The sequence below is a fragment of the Rhodococcus sp. NPDC057529 genome, assembly GCF_042802055.1.
In the GTDB taxonomy this organism is placed as follows: domain Bacteria; phylum Actinomycetota; class Actinomycetes; order Mycobacteriales; family Mycobacteriaceae; genus Rhodococcus_F.
This window is the reverse complement of sequence record NZ_JBHVEY010000015.1, coordinates 146,126-165,545: the sequence shown is the minus strand read 5'-3', so window position 1 is coordinate 165,545 and position 19,420 is coordinate 146,126. Positions and strand designations below refer to the sequence as shown.

16 protein-coding genes are annotated in these 19,420 nt (G+C 67.6%); 12 read left to right on the top strand and 4 right to left on the bottom strand.

The window, feature by feature from the left end; translation table 11 throughout:
- Positions 1-13: 13 nt before the first annotated feature.
- The gene (locus ACFU5V_RS27770) at positions 14-1,207 is read right to left on the bottom strand and encodes an LLM class flavin-dependent oxidoreductase (protein WP_378703113.1); all 1,194 of its coding nucleotides are present in this window, start codon (positions 1,205-1,207) and stop codon (positions 14-16) included.
- A 135-nt stretch (positions 1,208-1,342) separates the two neighbouring features.
- Here ACFU5V_RS27770 and ACFU5V_RS27765 point away from each other — a divergent pair, with 135 nt between their 5' ends.
- The 3 genes from ACFU5V_RS27765 to ACFU5V_RS27755 all read left to right on the top strand — a co-directional run bounded on the left by ACFU5V_RS27765 (position 1,343) and on the right by ACFU5V_RS27755 (position 5,125).
- Positions 1,343-2,668, top strand: coding sequence for an MFS transporter (locus tag ACFU5V_RS27765; RefSeq protein ID WP_378429762.1), 1,326 nt, complete (start codon positions 1,343-1,345; stop codon positions 2,666-2,668).
- Positions 2,669-2,771: 103 nt separating this feature from the next.
- Positions 2,772-3,479 carry a TetR/AcrR family transcriptional regulator gene (locus ACFU5V_RS27760; protein ID WP_378703112.1) on the top strand — a complete coding sequence of 236 codons (708 nt, stop codon included), beginning with the start codon at positions 2,772-2,774 and terminating at the stop codon, positions 3,477-3,479.
- Positions 3,476-5,125 carry an FAD-binding dehydrogenase gene (locus tag ACFU5V_RS27755; RefSeq protein WP_378703111.1) on the top strand — a complete coding sequence of 550 codons (1,650 nt, stop codon included), beginning with the start codon at positions 3,476-3,478 and terminating at the stop codon, positions 5,123-5,125. Before ACFU5V_RS27760 ends, ACFU5V_RS27755 begins: the two co-directional genes overlap by 4 nt.
- Before the next feature lie 43 nt (positions 5,126-5,168).
- Here ACFU5V_RS27755 and sfnG read toward each other — a convergent pair whose 3' ends face one another.
- Positions 5,169-6,284 (bottom strand): dimethylsulfone monooxygenase SfnG, encoded by a 1,116-nt coding sequence (sfnG, locus tag ACFU5V_RS27750; protein WP_072946416.1) that lies wholly within the window; start codon positions 6,282-6,284, stop codon positions 5,169-5,171.
- Between the two features lie 100 nt (positions 6,285-6,384).
- Here sfnG and ACFU5V_RS27745 point away from each other — a divergent pair, with 100 nt between their 5' ends.
- From ACFU5V_RS27745 to ACFU5V_RS27735, 3 genes are all read left to right on the top strand, one after another.
- Positions 6,385-7,650 (top strand): acyl-CoA dehydrogenase family protein, encoded by a 1,266-nt coding sequence (locus tag ACFU5V_RS27745; protein ID WP_378703110.1) that lies wholly within the window; start codon positions 6,385-6,387, stop codon positions 7,648-7,650.
- Positions 7,647-8,870, top strand: coding sequence for an acyl-CoA dehydrogenase family protein (locus ACFU5V_RS27740; RefSeq protein ID WP_378703109.1), 1,224 nt, complete (start codon positions 7,647-7,649; stop codon positions 8,868-8,870). Before ACFU5V_RS27745 ends, ACFU5V_RS27740 begins: the two co-directional genes overlap by 4 nt.
- Positions 8,871-8,949: 79 nt before the next feature.
- Positions 8,950-10,161: an SfnB family sulfur acquisition oxidoreductase gene (locus ACFU5V_RS27735; RefSeq protein WP_378703108.1), complete on the top strand. Its 1,212-nt coding sequence runs from the start codon at positions 8,950-8,952 to the stop codon at positions 10,159-10,161.
- 60 nt (positions 10,162-10,221) lie between these two features.
- Here the strand turns inward: ACFU5V_RS27735 and ACFU5V_RS27730 are convergent, their stop codons facing one another.
- Entirely contained in the window at positions 10,222-11,694 is a 1,473-nt protein-coding gene (locus tag ACFU5V_RS27730; RefSeq protein WP_378703107.1) for a DUF4185 domain-containing protein, read from the bottom strand.
- A 482-nt stretch (positions 11,695-12,176) separates the two neighbouring features.
- On the opposite strand from ACFU5V_RS27730, the gene ACFU5V_RS27725 reads away from it, so the two are divergent.
- From ACFU5V_RS27725 to ACFU5V_RS27715, 3 genes are read left to right on the top strand one after another with little or no spacing between them, the layout of a single operon-like run.
- Positions 12,177-13,175, top strand: coding sequence for a ScbA/BarX family gamma-butyrolactone biosynthesis protein (locus ACFU5V_RS27725; RefSeq protein ID WP_378432975.1), 999 nt, complete (start codon positions 12,177-12,179; stop codon positions 13,173-13,175).
- Positions 13,172-13,837: an HAD family hydrolase gene (locus ACFU5V_RS27720; RefSeq protein WP_378432977.1), complete on the top strand. Its 666-nt coding sequence runs from the start codon at positions 13,172-13,174 to the stop codon at positions 13,835-13,837. The genes ACFU5V_RS27725 and ACFU5V_RS27720 overlap by 4 nt, the downstream gene beginning before the upstream one ends.
- Positions 13,838-13,862: 25 nt before the next feature.
- Positions 13,863-15,095: a cytochrome P450 gene (locus tag ACFU5V_RS27715; RefSeq protein ID WP_378703106.1), complete on the top strand. Its 1,233-nt coding sequence runs from the start codon at positions 13,863-13,865 to the stop codon at positions 15,093-15,095.
- Here ACFU5V_RS27715 and ACFU5V_RS27710 read toward each other — a convergent pair.
- Complete coding sequence (locus tag ACFU5V_RS27710; RefSeq protein WP_378703105.1) at positions 15,075-16,124, bottom strand: AraC family transcriptional regulator; 1,050 nt, start codon at positions 16,122-16,124, stop codon at positions 15,075-15,077. The two genes, ACFU5V_RS27715 and ACFU5V_RS27710, sit on opposite strands and share 21 nt — an antisense overlap.
- A 138-nt stretch (positions 16,125-16,262) precedes the next feature.
- Between ACFU5V_RS27710 and ACFU5V_RS27705 the strand changes: the two genes are divergently transcribed.
- From ACFU5V_RS27705 to ACFU5V_RS27695, 3 genes are read left to right on the top strand one after another with little or no spacing between them, the layout of a single operon-like run.
- Positions 16,263-17,318 (top strand): 3-keto-5-aminohexanoate cleavage protein, encoded by a 1,056-nt coding sequence (locus ACFU5V_RS27705; RefSeq protein ID WP_378703104.1) that lies wholly within the window; start codon positions 16,263-16,265, stop codon positions 17,316-17,318.
- Positions 17,319-17,332: 14 nt separating this feature from the next.
- The gene (locus ACFU5V_RS27700; protein ID WP_378432982.1) at positions 17,333-17,953 is read left to right on the top strand and encodes a carboxymuconolactone decarboxylase family protein; all 621 of its coding nucleotides are present in this window, start codon (positions 17,333-17,335) and stop codon (positions 17,951-17,953) included.
- A 59-nt stretch (positions 17,954-18,012) separates the two neighbouring features.
- Positions 18,013-19,410 (top strand): MFS transporter, encoded by a 1,398-nt coding sequence (locus ACFU5V_RS27695; protein ID WP_378703103.1) that lies wholly within the window; start codon positions 18,013-18,015, stop codon positions 19,408-19,410.
- The last annotated feature ends 10 nt before the right edge of the window (positions 19,411-19,420 follow it).

Below are 19,420 nucleotides of genomic sequence, written 5' to 3'. Positions count from 1 at the left end.
TCCCAGTTCTCGACTACCGATTCGAGGACAGGAACGCCGTCGACCCGGACAGATCCCCGGGCCGGTGGCTGCGCGACTGCACGAGCCCGCGGCGTTCGAGAATCGGCCGGACCCCTTCGCCGAAGTTGAAGGCCTCTTCGAGGTGCGGGTAGCCGGAGAGGACGAAGTGGTCGAGTCCGAGCGCGGCGTACTCGGCGATGCGGTCGGCGACCTCCTCGTGCGAGCCGACCAGCGCGGTGCCGGCGCCGCCGCGGACAAGTCCGACCCCGGACCACAGGTTGGGGGCTACCTCGAGGGCGCGCGCTCCTGCGGTCTTCGAAGAGGCGCTCCCACCGCTGCGCAAATAGGCGGCACCGCCGCCGTGCAGTTCCCGCATACGCCGCTGGCCCTCGGAACCCGAGCGGGCCAGGCTCTGCTGCGCCTGCTCGACCGTTGCCGGGTCGAGAGCGGACAGCAGGCGGTCGGCCTCGGCCCACGCCTCCTCGGACGTGTCGCGGCTGATCACGTGCAGCCGGATGCCGTAGTCGAGGGTGCGGCCCTGGACGTCGGCGAGGTCGCGGATCCAGGCGATCTTCCCGGCGACGGCACTCGGCGGCTCGCCCCACGTGAGGTAGGTGTCGGCGAACTGGGACGCCACGGTGCCCGCCGCCGGCGACGACCCGCCGAAGAAGATCGGCGGCACCGGGTCGGGAATGCGCTGCAACTGGGCGTTCTCCACCCGGATGTATTCACCCGCGTAGTCGACCGGCCCGGTTCCCGCCCACAGCTTTCGGATGACGTCGAGGAATTCGCCGCAACGGGCGTAGCGCTGGGTCTTGTCCAGGTAGTCGCCGTAGGTGCGCTGTTCGTGGTCCTCACCGCCGGTGACGACGTTGAGCAGCAGCCGTCCCTGCGACTGCCACTGGAACGTCGCCGCCATCTGCGCGGCAAGCGTGGGGCTGAGCAGTCCGGGACGCAGCGCGACGAGGAACTTCAGCGTCTCGGTGGTCTCCAGCATCATGGCCGTGGTGAGCCAGGCGTCCTCGCACCACGCGCCGGTGGGCGTCAGAACCGATTCGAAACCGTTCGACTCCGCCGCCGCGCCGATCTGGTTGAGGTATCGCAGCGTCGCGGGACGGTCTCCTGCCATGGAACTCCCGTGACCACCCGCCATCAGGTTGCGGGAATCACCGTAGGTGGGAAGGAACCAGTGGAAATGCAGAGACACGCGCGATCCTCTTGTCGACGACAGATGGGCAGCGCAGGCCAGTTCATCAACGACGGAGCCGGGCCGCGAGGGTTTCGATCACCGTGATTCGGAGTAGTGCCCGACCGCAGCCGGCAAGGTTACGGTCGCCGCGCTATGACTACGCTGTCCGACGCCCCGTACACATCCTCGAACGAATCCGACCTCGAACGGCGAAAGCGGCTCCGCACCGTCGTCGCCGCCAGCCTGCTGGGGACAACGGTCGAGTGGTACGACTTCTTCCTCTACGCGACGGCCGCCAGCCTCGTCTTCAACCAGCTGTTCTTCCCCGACCAGAGTTCGTTCGTCGGCACCATGCTGGCGTTCGCCACGTTCGCGGTCGGTTTCGTGGTCCGGCCGATCGGCGGAGTCGTCTTCGGCCACATCGGCGACCGCATCGGGCGCAAGAAGACGCTCGCACTCACCATGTTCATCATGGGCATCGCCACCGCCCTGATGGGTGTGCTGCCGACGGCCGCGCAGGTCGGGGTGATCGCGCCGGTACTGCTGCTCCTGCTGCGCATCCTGCAGGGGTTCGCGCTGGGCGGCGAGTGGGCGGGCGCGGTGCTCCTCGCCGTCGAACACAGCCCCCCGAAGAAGCGCGGCATCTTCGGCAGCATCCCCCAGATCGGTCTGGCGCTTGGCCTGGCCCTGGGCACCGGCGTCTTCGCCGCACTGCAAGTAATCTTCGACGACGCTCAGTTCCTCACGTACGGATGGCGAATTGCCTTCCTGCTGAGCCTGATCCTCGTCTTCGTCGGATTCGTGGTCCGCCTGAAGGTCGAGGAGACTCCCGCGTTCCAGGAGGTTCACGACCTCTCGAAGCGCTCCTCCGCTCCGCTGAAGGATGTGTTCCGCGGCCGGGTGCGCCGGGGCACCGTCCTCGGTCTGCTCTCGCGGTGGGGCGAGGGCGCCGCGTTCAACACGTGGGGCGTCTTCGCGATCACCTACGCCACCAAGGATCTGGAGTTCGCCAAGATTCCCGTTCTCCTCGTCGTCACCGTCGCCGCGACGGTCATGGCCGTGCTCCTGCCGTTCTCCGGACTGCTGGTCGACCGGTACGGGGCCAAGCGGATCTACCTCGTCGGGATCGGGGCCTACGGACTCGCGGTCTTCCCCGCGTTCGCCCTATTCGGGACGGAGAACGTCGTCCTGTTCGGCGTCGCGATGGTGCTGGTGTTCGGCGTCGTCCACGCGCTCTTCTACGGGGCGCAGGGCACGCTGTACGCGAGCCTGTATCCCACCGAGATTCGCTACACCGGACTGTCCGTCGTGTACCAGTTCTCCGGGATCTACGCGTCGGGCATCACCCCGATGATCCTCACCGCCCTGATCGCGGCCGCCGGCGGTACTCCCTGGCTGGCCTGCGGATACCTCGTCGCGACCTCGGTCGTGAGCGTCGTGGCGACCGCCCTGATCCGGAAGCAGGACCTCTACCTCTGAGACCGCCCCACTTCCGAACGGGTGCTGACGGCCACGTTCGATACACTGGTGTATCCGATACGCTAGTGTATCGACGGTTGCTGTCGACCCGATCGGAGGAAACATGCCGACCTCACCGGCGCGCTCCTCCGACCCTGCCACCGACACACCCCGGAAGGTGACGAAACGGCGCGGCCAGACTCGGCGGCGTCTGCTCGACGCCGCCGTCGAGGTGTTCGCCGAAAACGGGTTCGGACGGTCGACGGTCGAGCAGATCTGCGAACGCGGCGGCTACACGCGCGGCGCCTTCTACTCCAACTTCGCGTCGCTGGACGAGATGTTCTTCGCCATGTGGGAGCAGCGCTCCAGCGCGATGCTCGCGCAGATCCGGCTGGCCGCCGATTCCTCGAGCATCGACCTCTCCGGGCTCACGCCTGCCGAAAAACTGCGCGCCGGCACCGAATTGGTGCTCGGAGTCGTCCCCGTCGACGACCAGTGGTACCGGATCAATGCGGAATTCACCGCCCACGCGCTGCGCAACCCGCCGCTGAAGAAGGCACTCGCAGCCCGTGAGGACACCATTCTCGACACCATCGTGCCGATCCTCGAGAAAGCTCTGCACAGGCTGGGGCGCCGCGTCGACGGCGATCCCCGGGTGCTCGGCCGCGCGCTCGTGGCCCTGCACGACGGCACCAGCGTCCAGTGCCTCATCGAGGACGAGAACGCGGCCGCCCGGGAACTGCGGCTCGAACTGTTCACCCGGGTCGTCGCCGCTTACACCGAACCCGACACCACCCACACCCACACACACCGGAAAGAGGGGTCCTCGTGACCGAACAGGCTGATGTGATCGTCGTCGGCGCCGGACTGGCCGGACTTGTCGCCACCTACGAGATGGTCAAGGCCGGCCGGAAGGTCCTCGTCGTCGACCAGGAGAGTCCCGCGAATCTCGGCGGGCAGGCCTTCTGGTCGCTTGGCGGCCTGTTCCTCGTCGACAGCCCCGAACAGCGACGCCTCGGCATCAAGGACTCGTACGAACTGGCGATCCAGGACTGGATGGGCACCGCCGCCTTCGACCGCGAACGTGAAGACCAGTGGCCGCGGTTGTGGGCGCAGGCGTACGTCGAATTCGCTGCCGGCGAGAAGCGGCAGTACCTCCACGACCTCGGGCTGCGTCTGATGCCGAACGTCGGGTGGGCCGAACGCGGACGCGGATCCGCTCTGGGACAAGGTAATTCCGTTCCGCGTTTCCACATCACCTGGGGCACCGGTCCGGGCGTCGTCGAAGTCTTCCTCACCCGCGTCATGGCCGCGTCGAAGCGGGGGCTCGTCACGTTCAAGCACCGCCATCAGGTCGACGAGATCGTCGTCACCGACGGCGCCGCCACCGGAGTGCGCGGCACCGTCCTCGAACCGTCCACCGAGGCACGCGGCGTGAAGAGTTCGCGTACCCCGGTCGGAGAATTCGAATTCTCCGCACAGGCCGTGGTCGTCACGTCCGGCGGCATCGGCGGCAACCCCGATCTGGTCAGGAAGAACTGGCCCGCGCGTCTCGGCAAGGCTCCCGAGAACATGCTCGCCGGTGTTCCCGCGCACGTCGACGGCCGCATGCTCGAGATCACCGAGAACGCCGGCGGCAACATCGTCAACCGCGACCGGATGTGGCACTACACCGAGGGCATCCAGAACTGGGACCCGATCTGGCCGAACCACGGCATCCGCATCATCCCCGGACCGTCGTCGATGTGGTTCGACGGCAACGGCAAACGCCTGCCCAGCCCCAACTTCCCCGGTTTCGACACCATGGGCACCCTCGAGCACATCATGGACAGCGGCCACCACCACACCTGGTTCGTCCTCGACCAGAAGATCATCGAGAAGGAATTCGCGCTGTCGGGGTCCGAGCAGAACCCCGACATCACGGGCCGCGATTTCAAGCTCCTCGCCGAACGCCTCAAGAAGGGGGCGCCCGGTCCCGTCGAGGCGTTCAAGCAGCACGGCGCCGACTTCGTCGTACGCGACAACCTCCGCGACCTCGTCGATGGCATGAACGCCCTCACCCCCGACGCACCGCTGAAGTACGAGGACCTCGAACGGGAAATCGTGGCCCGCGACCGGGAGGTGAAGAACGCCTACACCAAGGACTTCCAGGTCATGGCGATCCGCAACGCCCGGAACCTACTGGCCGACAAGATCACCCGCGTCGTGGGGCCGCACGAGTTGCTCGACCCCAAGAACGGTCCCCTGATCGCGGTTCGGCTGCACCTGCTCACCCGCAAGACCCTCGGCGGGCTCGAGACCAACCTCGACTCGCAGGTGATCCGGCCCGACGGCACCCCGTTCGAGGGCCTCTACGCCGCCGGTGAGGTCGCCGGGTTCGGCGGCGGCGGCGTCCACGGGTACAGCGCCCTCGAGGGCACCTTCCTCGGCGGCTGCATCTTCTCCGGCCGGGCCGCAGGTCGCGCGCTGGCCCGGTAGGCGGCTCCGCCGCCCGTGCGTGGTTAACGAGTCCCTGGACTCCTCAACCACTCACGGGCGCAAGCCTCTCGGACGCCTCGAGTTCGCGGACCAGCGGCAGGACGTTGGCGCCGAAGTATTCGATCTCCTCCTGGAAGTGCAGGAATCCGCCCAGGATGAGGTCGACTCCGCGGCGGCGGTATTCGACGATGCGCTCGGCGACCTGCTCCGGCGTGCCGATCAGCTGTGTGCGGAATCCGTCGTTGTACTGGACGAGATCCTCGAACGTGGAGTCCGCCCACATCCCCGACTTGTCGGCGGTGGACGCGCCCGCCTGCTGGACGGCGGACCGGAATCCCTCGACCGCCGGTTTGTTGGCCTTCTCGATGATCTCGCGGAGGGTGTCGCGGGCCTCCTTCTCCGTGTCGCGGGCGATGATGAACCCGTTGAGCCCGAACTTCACTTCCCGGTCGTGTTCGCGCGCCACCCGTCGCACGTCGTCGATCTGTTCGGTGATGCCGTCGTAGTCCTTGCCGTTGCTGAAGTACCAGTCGGAGTACCGGCCCGCGTTCTGCCTCGCGGCGGCGGAGTTTCCGCCCTGGAACAGTTCGGGGTTCGGGCGGTCGGGGGTGTTCAGCGGTTTCGGCTTGAGGGTGAAGTCGTGGATGCGGTAGAAGTCGCCGCGGAAATCGACGTCGTCCTCGGTCCAGATCTTGCGGAGCACCTGCAGGAACTCGGCGCTGCGCCGGTACCGCTCGTCGTGCTCGAGCCAGGGCTCCCCGAGGTGGGTGAATTCGTCCTTGAACCAGCCGCTCACGACGTTGACGGCGAACCGGCCGTTCGACAGGTGGTCGGCGGTGGCCCCCAGTTTCGCCAGCACGGCGGGCTGCCACAGACCGGGGTGGACCGCGGCGATCACCTTCAGCCGCTCGGTGGCGAGCAGGAGTGCGAGGCTGAAGCTCGTCGACTCGTGCTGGAATTCGGCCCCGTAGCTGGCCTCGTACCGGACCTGGCTGAGCGCGTACTCGAACCCGTTGTTCTCGGCGGTCTGGGCGAGTTTCTTGTTGTACTCGTAGTCCCAGCTGGTGCGCTGTTCGATGTCGGACGTGACCAGCCCGCCACTGACGTTGGGCACCCAGTAGGCGAACTTGATCTGCTCAGCGATGTGTTCGGTTGACATACCCAGCATGGAACCCGCCGGCCCGGCAGACGCCCACCCTTCCAATCAGCGCGCGTCCAACCCTTCACCGGGCTCGCGGGACCGTGTGAGGTTCGACGGCATGACAGCCGTACAGGAACGAAGAGCTGCACAGCCCATCGCGAGCGAGACCGACTACGACACGCTCGCCGCCAGGTTCCGCCCCCTCTTCGCCGACATCGCCGAAGGTGTGGTGGAACGCGAACGCGACCACGTCCTCCCCTACGAGCAGATCGACGCCCTGAAGAAGGCCGGTTTCGGGGCGGTGCGCGTGCCGAGATCCCACGGTGGGTCGGGCGCGAGCATCCCCCAGCTGTTCCGGCTGCTCGTCGAACTGTCCGCCGCGGATTCCAACGTCACGCAGGCCCTGCGCGGACATTTCGCGTTCGTCGAGGACCGCCTCGTCGCCGCCGACGGTCCCGACCGCGACACGTGGCTTCGGAGATTCGCGGACGGTCAGCTGGTCGGCAACGCGTGGACCGAGATCGGCGACGTTCCGCTCGGCGAGGCGAACACCAAGGTGTCCCCCGTCCCCGGTGAGGCCCATTTCTTCGCGAACGGGACGAAGTACTACAGCACCGGTTCGATCTTCGCCGACTGGATCGACCTGTACTCGCAGCGCACCGACACCGGCGCGTTCGTGATCGCCGCGGTCGAGGCGCGCCAGCCTGCCGTCACGCACAGCGACGACTGGAACGGTTTCGGCCAGCAGACCACCGGTTCGGGCACGTCGACGTACGAGAACGCGATCGTCCAGCCGGAGAACATCTTCGACTTCTCCACCCGGTTCAAGTATCAGACCGCCTTCTACCAGTTGTTCCACCTCGCCACGCTCGCGGGCATCGCGCGGGCGGCGACGGACGCGATCGCCCGCCGGGTGGCGGACCGCACCCGCACGTTCAGCCACGGCAACGCCCCCACCTACGCGCAGGACGCCCAGATCCAGCAGGTGGTGGGCGAGGTGTCGGCGGCGGCGCACGCCGCCGAGGCGATCGCACTGCACGCGGCGGAACCCGCCCAGTGGGCGTACGAGGCCGCGTTCACCGGCAGCCCCGACGAGGAGAAGTCCGCCAACATCGCCGCCGAGATCGCGTCGGCGCAGGGCCAGATCTCCGCCACCGCGCTCGTCGTCCCCGCCACCGCCACGATCTTCGACGCACTCGGCGCGTCCGGGGTCAGCCGCGCCTGGGACCTCGACCGCTTCTGGCGGAATGCACGCACGGTCGCCAGCCACAACCCCGTGGTGTTCAAGGCCAAGGTGGTCGGCGACTACGAGATCAACGGAACCGAACCCGTCTACGTGTGGGCCATCGGCACCGCACCGAGCGCAGAGGGAGACAAGGCATGACCGTCATCACCGAACAGAAGATCTGGTCGGACGCCCCGGCCACCGCCGACGGCTGGATCGCGCGTGCGCGTGAGGTCAGCGCGATCCTCGCGCGCGACGCCGTCGAACGCGACCGCGCCGGCGGTGCACCGTTCGAGGAGGTCCGGCTCCTGAAGGACAGCGGGCTCGTCACCCTGCTCGGGCCCACCGAATTCGGTGGCGCCGGACAGCCGTGGGAGACCGCCTACCAGGTGGTCCGCGAGATCGCGCGCGGCGACGGCTCCCTCGGACAGTTGCTCGGCTACCACTACCTGTGGGCGTGGGCCGTGCGACTCGTGGGCACCGAACCGCAGATCGGGGCCGTCGAGGAGTTGTACACGAGCAACCGCTTCCTGTTCGGCGGGGCGGTCAACCCGCGCGACACCGACCTCACGATCGTCGACCGCGGGGACACGCTCGTCTACAACGGGGTGAAGTCGTTCTCGACGGGCGGCCGCGCCACCGACCTCACCGTGCTGGAGGGCATCATCGAGGGCACGGCCACACACGTGTTCGCGATCGTGCCGACGGCGCAGGACGGCATCGTGTTCCGGGGTGACTGGGACAATCTCGGGCAACGCCTCACCGACTCCGGCACGGTCGAGATCAACGACGTCGAGGTGGACTGGTCCGGGGCGGCCGGGTTCGTGGACAAGGAGTTCCAGCCGCTGGTCTACAACACACTGAACTTCCCGGCACTCGAGATCGTGTTCGCCAATTTCTACGTCGGCATCGCCCGCGGCGCACTCGACACCGCGGCCGACTACACCCGGACCCGGACCCGTCCGTGGCCGTACGGCGGTGACGACAAGGAACTGGCGACCGACGAGTGGTACCTGCGCGAGGGCTACGGCGACCTGCAGTCGAAGCTGTGGGCGGCGGAGGCGTTCGTCGATCAGGTGAACCGAGAGGCGAACGCGGTGCTGCACGACGCGCGGGAGAACCTCACCGAACAGGCGCGCGGGGATCTCGCCGTCCGGATCGCCGCCGCCAAGATCCGCGCCGCCGACGTCGCCCTCGAGATCGGTACGAAGGTGTTCGAACTGACCGGTGCGCGTGCCACGTCCAACACGGTGGGTCTCGACATCTTCTGGCGGAACGTGCGGACGCACACCCTGCACGATCCCGTCGCGTACAAGCGGCGCGAGGTGGGCGGCCACCTGCTGACCGGCGAACTTCCCGAACCCACCTGGTACACGTAACGATTCCGAACCCCGAGTCCGGCCACCCGTCGACGGTGGCCGGATTCGGTGCGTCCGCACCACCGACCCACGGAGAACCATGACCGCCGTCCAGAACGCCCACCGCATCAGCGACGAGGCCGAAGCCCTCACCGTCGCCGCCGATCTCGCCGCACACTTCGCCGAGGAGGCGGCAGCGCGCGATTCCGGGCGGCAGCTGCCGCACGAGCAGGTGCGGGCGCTCGCCGCGTCCGGACTGCTCGCGCTCGGCGTTCCCCGCGAGCACGGCGGCATCGACGCGCGGACCGAAACCCTCGCCGAGGTGTTCCGGCTTCTCGCCGAGGGCGATCCGAGCATCGCCCAGATCCCGCACAGCCACTACACGTTCCTCGAGGTGCTGCGTCATCAGGGCACACTGGCGCAGCAGGAGTTCTTCTATTCCGAGGTGCTCGCGGGACGCCAGTTCGCCAACGCCCAGAGCGAGCGCGGAACGAAGACGATCGACATCGACGCCACGACCCTCACCGAACAGGACGGGGATTTCGTCGTCGACGGGCGCAAGTTCTACAGCACGGGCGCGCTGTTCGCCGACTGGATCGCGGTGCGGGCCACGCTTCCCGGGAAGACGACGCCGGCGGGGAAGCCCGCCAAAGCCGTCGCCTACCTGCCGCGGACCGCAGCCGGACTGTCGATCGTCGACGACTGGGACGGCATGGGGCAGAAGACCACCGCGAGCGGAACCGTCACCCTCGACGCCGTCCGGGTGCCCGCGTTCCACGTCGTGCCGTTCTCCCCCATCTTCGACGCACCCACCACCTACGGCTCGCAGGCGCAGATCCTGCACGCCGCCATCGACGCCGGGATCGCCGCGGCCGCGCTGAACGAGGGCGTGCGCGCCGCCCGCCGGGCGCGGCCCTACTTCGAGGCGGGCGTCGCCGACGCCGTCGACGATCCGCTGCTGATCCAACTGGCCGGAGAGGCGGCGGTCGGCGTCCGGTCCGCGGCGGCACTGCTCCGGGAGGGTGCCCGCAGCATCGACGCGGCGCGGCGGAATCTGACCGAGCAGACCGCCGCGGTCGCCTCTGTCGACGCCGCCGCGGCCAAGGTCGCCTCCGCACGCGCGTCCCTCGAGGCGTCGAGCGTGCTGTTCGAACTGGGCGGCACCCGCAGTGCGTCGGACACGTCCAACCTGTCGCGGTACTGGCGTGACGCCCGCACCCACACCCTGCACGACCCCACACGGTGGAAGATCCAGCACATCGGCCGGTGGACGCTGTCGGGCACCGTCCCGCCCCGGCACGGCCTGCTGTAGGCGGCTCCGCCGCCCGTGCGTGGTTAACGAGTCCAGAGACTCGTCAACCACGCACGGGCGCTACGCGCCTAGATCCGCCTTCATCAGGAACACGTTGTAGTCCGACCACGTCGACATCGTGAAATACAGTTCGTCCCCGCTGGACCACGGGTGGATGAAGCCGCCGTACAGTTCGGGGTACTCGACGGCGCTGACCATCGGTGCCCCGCCGGACCAGGCGCCCTGCGGCGAGTCGGACTCACGGAGCACGATGGCGGCCTTGGACGTGTCGAGGTAGGCCATCTGCCACTTGCCGGTGGCTTCCTCGTACCGCACGGACAGTTCGGCGGCGGGGGCGTCCACGATCGGCGTCGCCTCCGTGTACCCGCCGACCGGCGTCCAGTTCCCGTTCTGCCAGTACTGGTACGCCGACGTGTTCAGCACGTCGGCGGCAGGGACGCGCGCCAGACCGATGGCGCCGAGCCTCGTGTTGGGCGTGCCGAACATGTACACGAAGTCGCCGGCCGGGACCATCGACGCGACCTGGAACTTGGTGACCCCGAAGATGTTGTCCCACTTCGCGTACGGGTCCTTGGTCCACGTCGATCCGCCGTCGTCGGAGTAGGCGATGCCGCCGTAGTTCGTCCACCACGTGGCGGGGATGCTGTTCCAGGTGCGGATCGACATGTAGCTCATGTACTGCCTGTTCCCGACGGCGAAACCCGACGTGGGGATGGTGGTGATCTCCACGTTGTCGAGTTTGCGGCTGTCGAGCAGTTCCGCCGCGTGGCACCGGCTGTCCTGGACCATGCTGTCGAGGCTCATGCCGTCGGACAGGTTGCGGTCGGAGCTGAAACCGAGGACGTTGCTGCGCCAGTCGTCGCCCTGACCGCCGGGCGGCTGGAATCCCTTGCCGACGGTGTCACCGAACGCGACGGCGACCTGATCGGGGGCGCTCTCCCACATGATGCCGAGGTCGGTGCCGTTGACCTGGTAGCGCTTGTCGGTGCGGCTGACGGAGCCGGCGCCGGTCACCTTGGCGACACGGGTCACGTCGCCGATCTTCGGGGTGGCCGGGGCCGCGCTGCGCGGCGCCTCCTCGGTCGCGGGGTGGACGAGGGGCGGCGGCGGGGGTAGTTGGATGTCGGCGCCCGGGACGGGAATGCCGAAGTGGAAGGGCGTGAACTTCACGCTGATGTCCGGGATGTTCAGCTCGCTCGACAGGTTTCCCGGCGCCTGATGCGTCTCGTCGGTGAGATCGGGGCACGGATCGGTACACGTGTCGGCGGGCAACGCCTGCGAAACCCGGACCGGGTCCGTGACCGGGGCGGGATAGGGCACCGTCGTGATCTTCGGGTACGGGATCGGAATTTCGAGCTTGTCCGGAATGAGCGAGTGCGTCTCGTTCGACACCTCGCTCGCGCAGGGCCCGCTGCCGGGGATTCCGTTGGATACCGGCTCGGGTTCCGCGACGGCGGCGTTCTGGTTGGAATAGGCGATCATGCCCGAACCGATCGCCACAGCCGCGACCGACGCGACCCACCTCTTCGACATTCCCCGACCCCTCCGTCAACTCCGGCCACGCCCGGCGAGGGGAACATAACATCGCTCTTCTACGCTCGCCGGTTACCACACGCCATACCTGGCGGTAACATTTGCGTCCCGATCCGGAAAAGCCGCTGTGACTCCCGACACGCGGCGACCGAAGTAGCCCGTACTCCGAGTCACCGATACCGCAGGTCAACGACTTTCGACCGTCGCGTTCGCCTGCCGAACGCCGTCAAGTAATCGGTGAACACGCGAGTGCATCTGTTGACGCTCCGGATCGCCCGGTATTCACTGATCGTGCGCATCCACCGGTGCACTCCGGTCCGCGACGAGACCCCGAGCTCGTCGCCCTCCGCGCTGCGGGTACGCCCGCGTTCTTCCGCTCCAGCGCGACACACCGTTCTGCACGGGTCCCGCATCCCCGCGGCCACCGCCTCGTCCGGCGGCCTCGACCCGTGCGAATTCCATTGTCAACGAAAGGAATCGACATGACCGCCGTCCTGGAACCGACCCTGTCCTATTCGTCGTCCATCCCCCGGGCGCACGTGCACCGCGCCGCGATCTGCGAGGTCTTCCTCACCGACATCATCTGCGAGAGCCATCCCCGATTCCTGCTCGGCGTGCAGCTTCCGCGGGTGCACAGCTATTACAGCGATCACAATATCGTTGCGCGGCAGTATGATCCGCTTCTCCTTCTCGAGACGTTCCGGCAGGCGTCGATCCTGATCTCACATCGGGGCGTCGACGCGCCACTCGACGCCAAGTTCGTGTTCAACGCGGGAGCCCTCGAGATCGCCGACCTCGACGCCGTGCGAGTGGGCGCCGCACCCGCCGCCGGTGTTCTGGACGCCACGATCACCGCGGAGAAGAAGCGGGGCGCCGACATCGTCGGAATCACACTCGAGATGACCCTGGCACTGGACGGGTCGGCCGCGGCCACCATGAGCATGACCATCCAGTGGATGCCCGGCGACGCGTGGGACCGATTGCGGCACAGGGGCCGGGCACCGCTGCAACTCGACCCCGCCCGTCCGTATCCGTTGCACGAGCGGGTCGAGCCTCGGGAGGTGGCTCGACATTCGTTCGACAACGTGGTGCTGAACCGTGTGGAGGTCGACGGCGACACCGTGCGCAGCCAGGTTCTGGTGGATCAGTCCCACCCGGGCCTGTTCGACCATCCCCTCGACCATGTGCCGGGCGCGGTGATCTTCGAGGCCATGCGTCAGACGGCCCTCGTCGCTGCGCACGAATTGTTCGGCCTGTCACCGCGGATGCTCGTGCTCGTCGGGTGCGACACCGTCTTCGAGAGCTTCGGCGAGCTGGAACTGCCGACCGATTGCGCGGCCGTCGCCGAGGCCGAGATCTGCTCCCGCCAGGTCGTCCTGTCCGTCACGCTGGCGCAGGAGGGCAGGCAGATCGCCCACGGCCGGGTCACCCTGCAACGGGTGAGCGCCTCGACGGCCGCTCTCGAACGGATCGTCCGATGACGACACTCGACGACACCATGGTGTGGTTCGACTTCGGTGGCGTGCTCTCACCTCCGCTCCCGGACCTCTTCACCGCGTACGAGACGAAGACCGGTGTCTCGCCCGCCGCTCTGCAGGCGGCGATGCAGGCGGTCGGCGACGACCTCGGCGCGCATCCCCTCGCCCCGATCGAACTGGCCCAGATCACCGAGCGCGAGTGGGGCGCGCGGCTGAGGGAGCACCTCGCCGTCGCCGACCCCGCTCTGGACCTGACCCGGGCACGGCTGGAGACGTTCGGCGAGCAGTGGTTCGACGGGATTACCGTCAACGCGTCGATGGCCGCCGCGGTGCGCGGGCTGAAGGCTCACGGCCTGCGGGTCGGCGTCCTGTCGAACAACGTGGTCGAGTGGGAGCAGTTCTGGAGGCCGATCATCGAACCCGCGGGCCCGCTCGATGCGCTCGTCGATTCGTGCCTGGTCGGCGCACGCAAACCGGACCCGCAGATCTTCGCAATCGCGGAGAAGACCGCCGGTGTCGACGCCGGCCGGTGCATCCTGATCGACGACCTGGAGCAGAACGTGCGGGCGGCGCGCGAGAGCGGTTGGCGTGCCGTCCATTTCCGTGGCAACGCCCAGGCGTCGAGCGAGCTGTCCCGGCTGACCGGCCTCGCCGCAGTCCTGTGAATCCCACCAACAGAAGGAGTACGACGTGACGACCCAGGTTTCGACACTCGCTCCCCCCGCACGCCGGACCGGTGTCGCGGTGTCCGTCCACGACATTCCGAACCTCGACCCACCGGTCCCCTACACCCCGGCGACCGCGGAAGGCGCCACCGGACTGCCCGAGATCATCCTGCCGAGTGGGCACACCGTACTGCACCTCACCCGCTACGACGACGTACTGAAGGTGCTCACGGACCCGACGTTCGGCCGGAAGGACACCAACGTCGACGGCGGACCGAGCTTTCAGCCCACGACGATGCCACCGGATCTGCTCCTGAATCTGGACACCCCGGATCACGCGCGGATGAAGAGTTTCGTCAACGCCGACTACAGTCCCGCCGGCGTCGAGAAGCTGAAGGGATCGGTGCAGCGCATCCTCGACCGGCGGATCGCGTTGCTGCGCAGGGCGGAAAGCCCCGATCTGTTCGCGACGGTCCTCGACCGCCTGCCGATCGAGGTGAATGCCGACTTCCTCGGGATCCCGGAGTCGGACATCGACTATTTCCGTCCGTCCTCGCGGGTGGTGCAGTTGTCCCACGACACCGACATCCCCGACCTGCTCGCGAACTTCTGGCTCGTCTACCACTACGTGACCGATCTCGTGCAGCGGAAACGACCGGTGACGCAGGGTGGGTTGATCGACCGCTTCCTCTCGACACGCGGCGAGGCGGAACCGCCCCTCAGCGACGACGAACTCGTCGCGATCCTGCTGGGTTCCGTTCTCGGCGCCGACCAGAACGTGCTGTCGGTGCTCGCGAAGGCCGTGTACGTGCTGGTGCAGGCGCCTGCACTGTGGACTCTCCTGGCGGACGAACCTTCGGTGGCACCGCAGTTGGTCGAGGAGTTGCTCAGGGTGCTTCCGCTGGGCACCATCTCGACGTTTCCCCGGATCGCGACCCGTGAAGTGCGTCTGCGGGACGCCGTGATCCCCGAGGGCGCCCTGGTCTACGCCGACGCGTTCGCCGCCAACCGGGATCCCGGCACGTTTCCGCAACCGGAACTGGTCGACCCGTTCCGAAACGGGAAACGCCACCTGCAGTTCGGGTACGGCATGCATCACTGCATGGGCGCGTCCCTGGCGCGCATGGAGATCACGACGACCCTGGTCCGGCTGGCCACGGAGTTCCCGAACCTGCGGCTCGACACCGAACCCGCTGCGGTTCCGTGGGATTCGGGAGTGCTCCTGCGACGCCCGACGTCACTGCCCGTCCGCTGGTGACCCCTCACCCCGGCGACCGCGGCGCCACTGCAACGGCGGCACGTCGTGCCAACGCCGGAACGCGCGGCTGAACGCACTCTGATTCCGGTACCCGAGCAGCCGGCTCACTTCGACGAGTGGCAGGTCGGTCTGAGACAGGAACTGTTCGGCGAGGTCGCGGCGGGTCTGATCGACGACCTCCTCGAACGTCGTTCCCGCGCGGGCGAGGTGCCGATACAGGGTGATGCGGTGGACGGAGAACAGCTGTGCCACCTGGTCGACGCTGCAGTCGCCGGCATGCAGTGATTCCTCGACGGCACGGCGAACCTGGCCCACGACGTCCTGCCCCGCCCCGGTCTGCAACTGCTGCAGATGCCCGTGGAAGAAGTGCTGCAGTGTGGGGTCGGTGCCCGAGACCGGCTGCTGCAGCACTTCTTCCGGGAACAGCACCTCGTGACGGGGCTCGTCGAAATGAATTGGTGCACCGAAGAATCGGCGGTAGACGTCGGACGACGCCGGCTCGCGGTACGAGATGCGGACCAACGTCGGCCGCCAGGATCGGTCGAGGAGGATTTCGAGGATCTTCACGTACGCGACGAGGTACGCCGTCAGCAATTGCTCGCGCCCCGGGAACAGGCCGTCGAGGGTGAGCGACAGGCCGGCATAGCCGCGCTCGACGGCCAGGGCAGCGGTGATCCCGCGATACCAGATGGGGCCGAACCGGGCCACCGCGTCGAGGGCGTGCCCGACGGTGTCGGCGTTCGTGACGAGGAATCGCAGCGGTCCGGTGTTCTCCAGCGACGCGAACTGTCCCAGCAGCAGCCCGAGGTGGTCACAGCCCGTCTCGGTCGCCGCGGCGTGCAGGATTCGGCCGTGTGTCTCGATCGGCAGCGACCGCAGGGGGTACCCGGTCAGAAGTTCGGCGGTGACGCCGTACGACTCGAGCAGGGGCCATGCGTCCGCTCCGAAACTGCCCATCACCTTCGGCAGGTTGGCGAGCGCGCCCACGGGAATCGACCGGGCCTGCAGGCCCGTGTTCTCACCGGCCACGACTGCCCGTTCGTCGGCTGCAACGCATAGGTAAATAGTAGTGACGTAGGGATAAAACGCCAGGTGTGATGCGCATTACCTTGAGTTCTCGACAGGGCAGACGAGCAGGAGATCTGCCCCCGAAACCCAGGGATGGACATGCACTTTCTCGACGACAGCCTGTACCCCGAAAACCAGGAGAAGCTGGTCATCCAGGTCGCGCCGTACGGTCCACAGTGGCTGCCGAGCGACTCCGACGACATCGCGGTCACCATGGACGCCCAGATCCAGAAGGCCGTCGACTGTTTCAATGCCGGCGCCTCCGTGCTGCACGTCCACGTCCGGGAAGAGGACGGCAAGGGCTCGAAGAAGCTGTCCAAGTTCAACGAGATGCTGGGCCTGCTCCGTGAGGCGGTTCCGGAGATGGTCCTCCAGGTGGGCGGGTCGATCTCCTTCGCGCCCGAGAACGAGGGACAGGCCGCCACGTGGCTCGACTACGACACCCGCCACATGCTGGCGGAGCTGGACCCGGCCCCCGACCAGGTGACCGTCGCCGTCAACACCAGCCAGATGAACATCGTCGAACTCCTCACCGAGGACGACGTCCAGGGCACGATCCTGGAGAACCCTCAGTACGTCCAGGCGTACACCGAGATGGTGTCGGACGCGCGACCCTCCTTCTACATCGAGCACCTCGAACGGCTGGCCAAGTCGGGCATCCAGCCCCACTTCATGCTCGGCCACGTCCACCAGCTCGAGTCGGTGGAACGGCTCATCCGGAAGGGTCTGTACCAGGGCCCGCTGATCCTCAATTACGTGGCGATCGGCGGCGGCGCGGCAGGGTTCAACCCGGCCGATCTCATGGAGTTCGTCCGCCGCACCCCGGACGGAGCCGTGCTCACGGTGGAAAGCGCGATGCGTGCGGTGCTGCCGATGAACGCGATGGCCATCGCGATGGGGCTGCACGTGCGGGTCGGCATCGAGGACAACCTGTGGGGCCGCAAGGGCGAACGCATCACGTCGGTGCAGCAGATCGAGCAGACCGTGCGCCTCGCCCGCGAACTCGGTCGTGACATCGCCGACGGCACGGAGGCCCGCAGGATCTACAAGATCGGTGAGACCTACAGCAGCACCGACGAGACCATCGCGAAGCTGGGCATGGCCCCGAACCGGCGCGTCGGGCAGCGGGGATTCACCGTCCCCGGCGTCTCCTGAACCGGAGGGACGACATGCAGAATTCCATGCTCGACCCGAAGCTCGCCGCCTTCGTCCGACTGAAGATCGACGTGTCGGCCACTCATATGTACGCGCCCGGCGTCCGCCGGCACATCAAGACCGCGATCGAACTCGGCGCCACCCGCGAGGAACTGCTCGAGGTGATCAAGCTGTCGGCGGTGATCGGAATTCACGCCTGCGCGACGGGTGTGCCGATCCTGGCCCAGGAACTCGTCCACGCCGGTCGCCAGTCGGCTCCCCCGGAAGCGGTGCACCCGACACCCGTCTGCGATGCCCTGCGGAAACAGGGCCAGTTCAATCCGCTGTGGGAAACCCTCTACAACTGGGACCGGGACTGGCTGGAGAAGTTCCTCGCGATGGGCGCCGGCATCTGGCGCGACAACATCCTTCCCCCACTGTGGATCGAATTGCTCTGCATCGCCGGCGATGCCGCGCTGACCCACATGTACTCCCCGGGCACCCGCAGGCACATCGCGACCGCGCTCGCGCTCGGCGCCGACCGCGCACAGATCGACGAGGTCCTGCGGATCGTCGCCGAGCAGGGCCAGGAGTCCTACGAATTCGCCCTGCCGATCCTGGAGCAGGAACTGCGCAACCAGGCCGTCGGCGTCTGACACGCCCACCGCCGCCCCCTCCCGACGCGCACGACTTCCGTGCCAGTGAAAGAGACACCATGAGAATCACACGAACCCGCGGCGGTGCCGCCGCGAGCACGGAGTCGTGCGCCCCGGGCAGGAGCGACGGCCCACCGGCGACGAAGGCCGAACTCGACCGGCTCTACCGCAAGATCGCATTCCGCCTCCTCCCCTTCCTCTTCGTCGCCTACATCGTCAATTCGATCGACAGGGTGAACATCTCGTTCGCCAAGCTCCGCATGATGGACGACCTCGGGCTCAGCACGGCCACCTACGGCCTGGGCGCGTCGCTGTTCTTCGTCGGATACGTCCTGTTCGAGGTGCCGAGCAACCTGTACATGCAGCGCATCGGCGCCCGCGCGACCGTCATGCGCATCATGATCCTGTGGGGCCTGATCACGGTGGCCACCGGTTTCGTCACCGCCCCCACCCAGCTGTACATTCTCCGATTCCTGCTCGGCGCGGCCGAGGCCGGCTTCTTCCCCTGCATCATCCTGTACCTGACCTACTGGTTCCCCGCCGCGCGACGTGGCCGGATCACATCGATGTTCGTCCTCGCCGTCCCCGCCGCCGGAATCCTCAGCGGACCCCTCGCGACCTGGATCATGAACACGTTCGACGGTGCGCACGGCCTGCACGGCTGGCAGGTGCTGTTCGTCTACGAGGGCATCCCGGCCGTCCTGCTCGGCGTCCTCGCCTGGTTCCTGCTGCCCGACGGGCCCGCGGACGCGAAGTGGCTCACACCGCGTGAACGAGACGTCACGGCAGGCGAACTCGCCGCCGAGAACACCGCCCGGCACGCCGGCGAGTTGGCCGGTAGCGTTCTGCGCCGGCTCCTGACGGACCGGCGGGTGTACATCGCGGGGTTCGTGTTCTTCGCCATGTACGCGGGATTCAGCGTGTTCTCGTACTGGACTCCCACCATCCTCGAAGGGCTCGGTGTCACCGACCTCACGACGATCGGCACCCTGAGCACTCTGCCCGCCGCCGGCGCCGTGCTCGGAATGATCGTCAACGGCCGGAGTTCCGACCGTCGCCTGGAACGCCGGTTCCACGTCGCGGTGCCCCTGGCGGTCGCCGGATTCTGCTTCGCGGCGCTGCCGCTGACCCAGACGAGTGTCCTGGGGTCGATGGCTCTCCTCACGGTGGCCGCCATGATGTGCTTCGGCACCCTGCCGGTGTTCTGGACGGTGCCGCCGTCGTACCTGTCCGCGGCCACCGCCGCCGGCGGGATCGCGCTCATCAGCAGCATCGGCGGTGTGGCCGCTTTCGTCACCCCCAACGTCATCGGGCAGATCACCACGGCAACGGGAAACCTGTACAACGCCCTGCTCGTCATCGCCGCCCTGCTGATGGTCGCCGCCGTCGTCATGGTGAAGGGAATCCCTGTCACCGTCCTGCGGGAGCACCGTTCCGCCACCCCCTCCGAACTGTGAAAGGTCCTAT

What these genes read in the sequence shown, in the direction of transcription:
- ACFU5V_RS27720 (WP_378432977.1), top strand. Translation starts at nt 13,172, where the DNA reads ATGACGACACTCGACGACACCATGGTGTGGTTCGACTTCGGTGGCGTG.
- sfnG (WP_072946416.1), bottom strand. Translation starts at nt 6,284, where the DNA reads ATGTCAACCGAACACATCGCTGAGCAGATCAAGTTCGCCTACTGGGTG.
- ACFU5V_RS27765 (WP_378429762.1), top strand. Translation starts at nt 1,343, where the DNA reads ATGACTACGCTGTCCGACGCCCCGTACACATCCTCGAACGAATCCGAC.
- ACFU5V_RS27735 (WP_378703108.1), top strand. Translation starts at nt 8,950, where the DNA reads ATGACCGCCGTCCAGAACGCCCACCGCATCAGCGACGAGGCCGAAGCC.
- ACFU5V_RS27745 (WP_378703110.1), top strand. Translation starts at nt 6,385, where the DNA reads ATGACAGCCGTACAGGAACGAAGAGCTGCACAGCCCATCGCGAGCGAG.
- ACFU5V_RS27695 (WP_378703103.1), top strand. Translation starts at nt 18,013, where the DNA reads ATGAGAATCACACGAACCCGCGGCGGTGCCGCCGCGAGCACGGAGTCG.
- ACFU5V_RS27730 (WP_378703107.1), bottom strand. Translation starts at nt 11,694, where the DNA reads ATGTCGAAGAGGTGGGTCGCGTCGGTCGCGGCTGTGGCGATCGGTTCG.
- ACFU5V_RS27725 (WP_378432975.1), top strand. Translation starts at nt 12,177, where the DNA reads ATGACCGCCGTCCTGGAACCGACCCTGTCCTATTCGTCGTCCATCCCC.
- ACFU5V_RS27740 (WP_378703109.1), top strand. Translation starts at nt 7,647, where the DNA reads ATGACCGTCATCACCGAACAGAAGATCTGGTCGGACGCCCCGGCCACC.
- ACFU5V_RS27760 (WP_378703112.1), top strand. Translation starts at nt 2,772, where the DNA reads ATGCCGACCTCACCGGCGCGCTCCTCCGACCCTGCCACCGACACACCC.
- ACFU5V_RS27700 (WP_378432982.1), top strand. Translation starts at nt 17,333, where the DNA reads ATGCAGAATTCCATGCTCGACCCGAAGCTCGCCGCCTTCGTCCGACTG.
- ACFU5V_RS27705 (WP_378703104.1), top strand. Translation starts at nt 16,263, where the DNA reads ATGCACTTTCTCGACGACAGCCTGTACCCCGAAAACCAGGAGAAGCTG.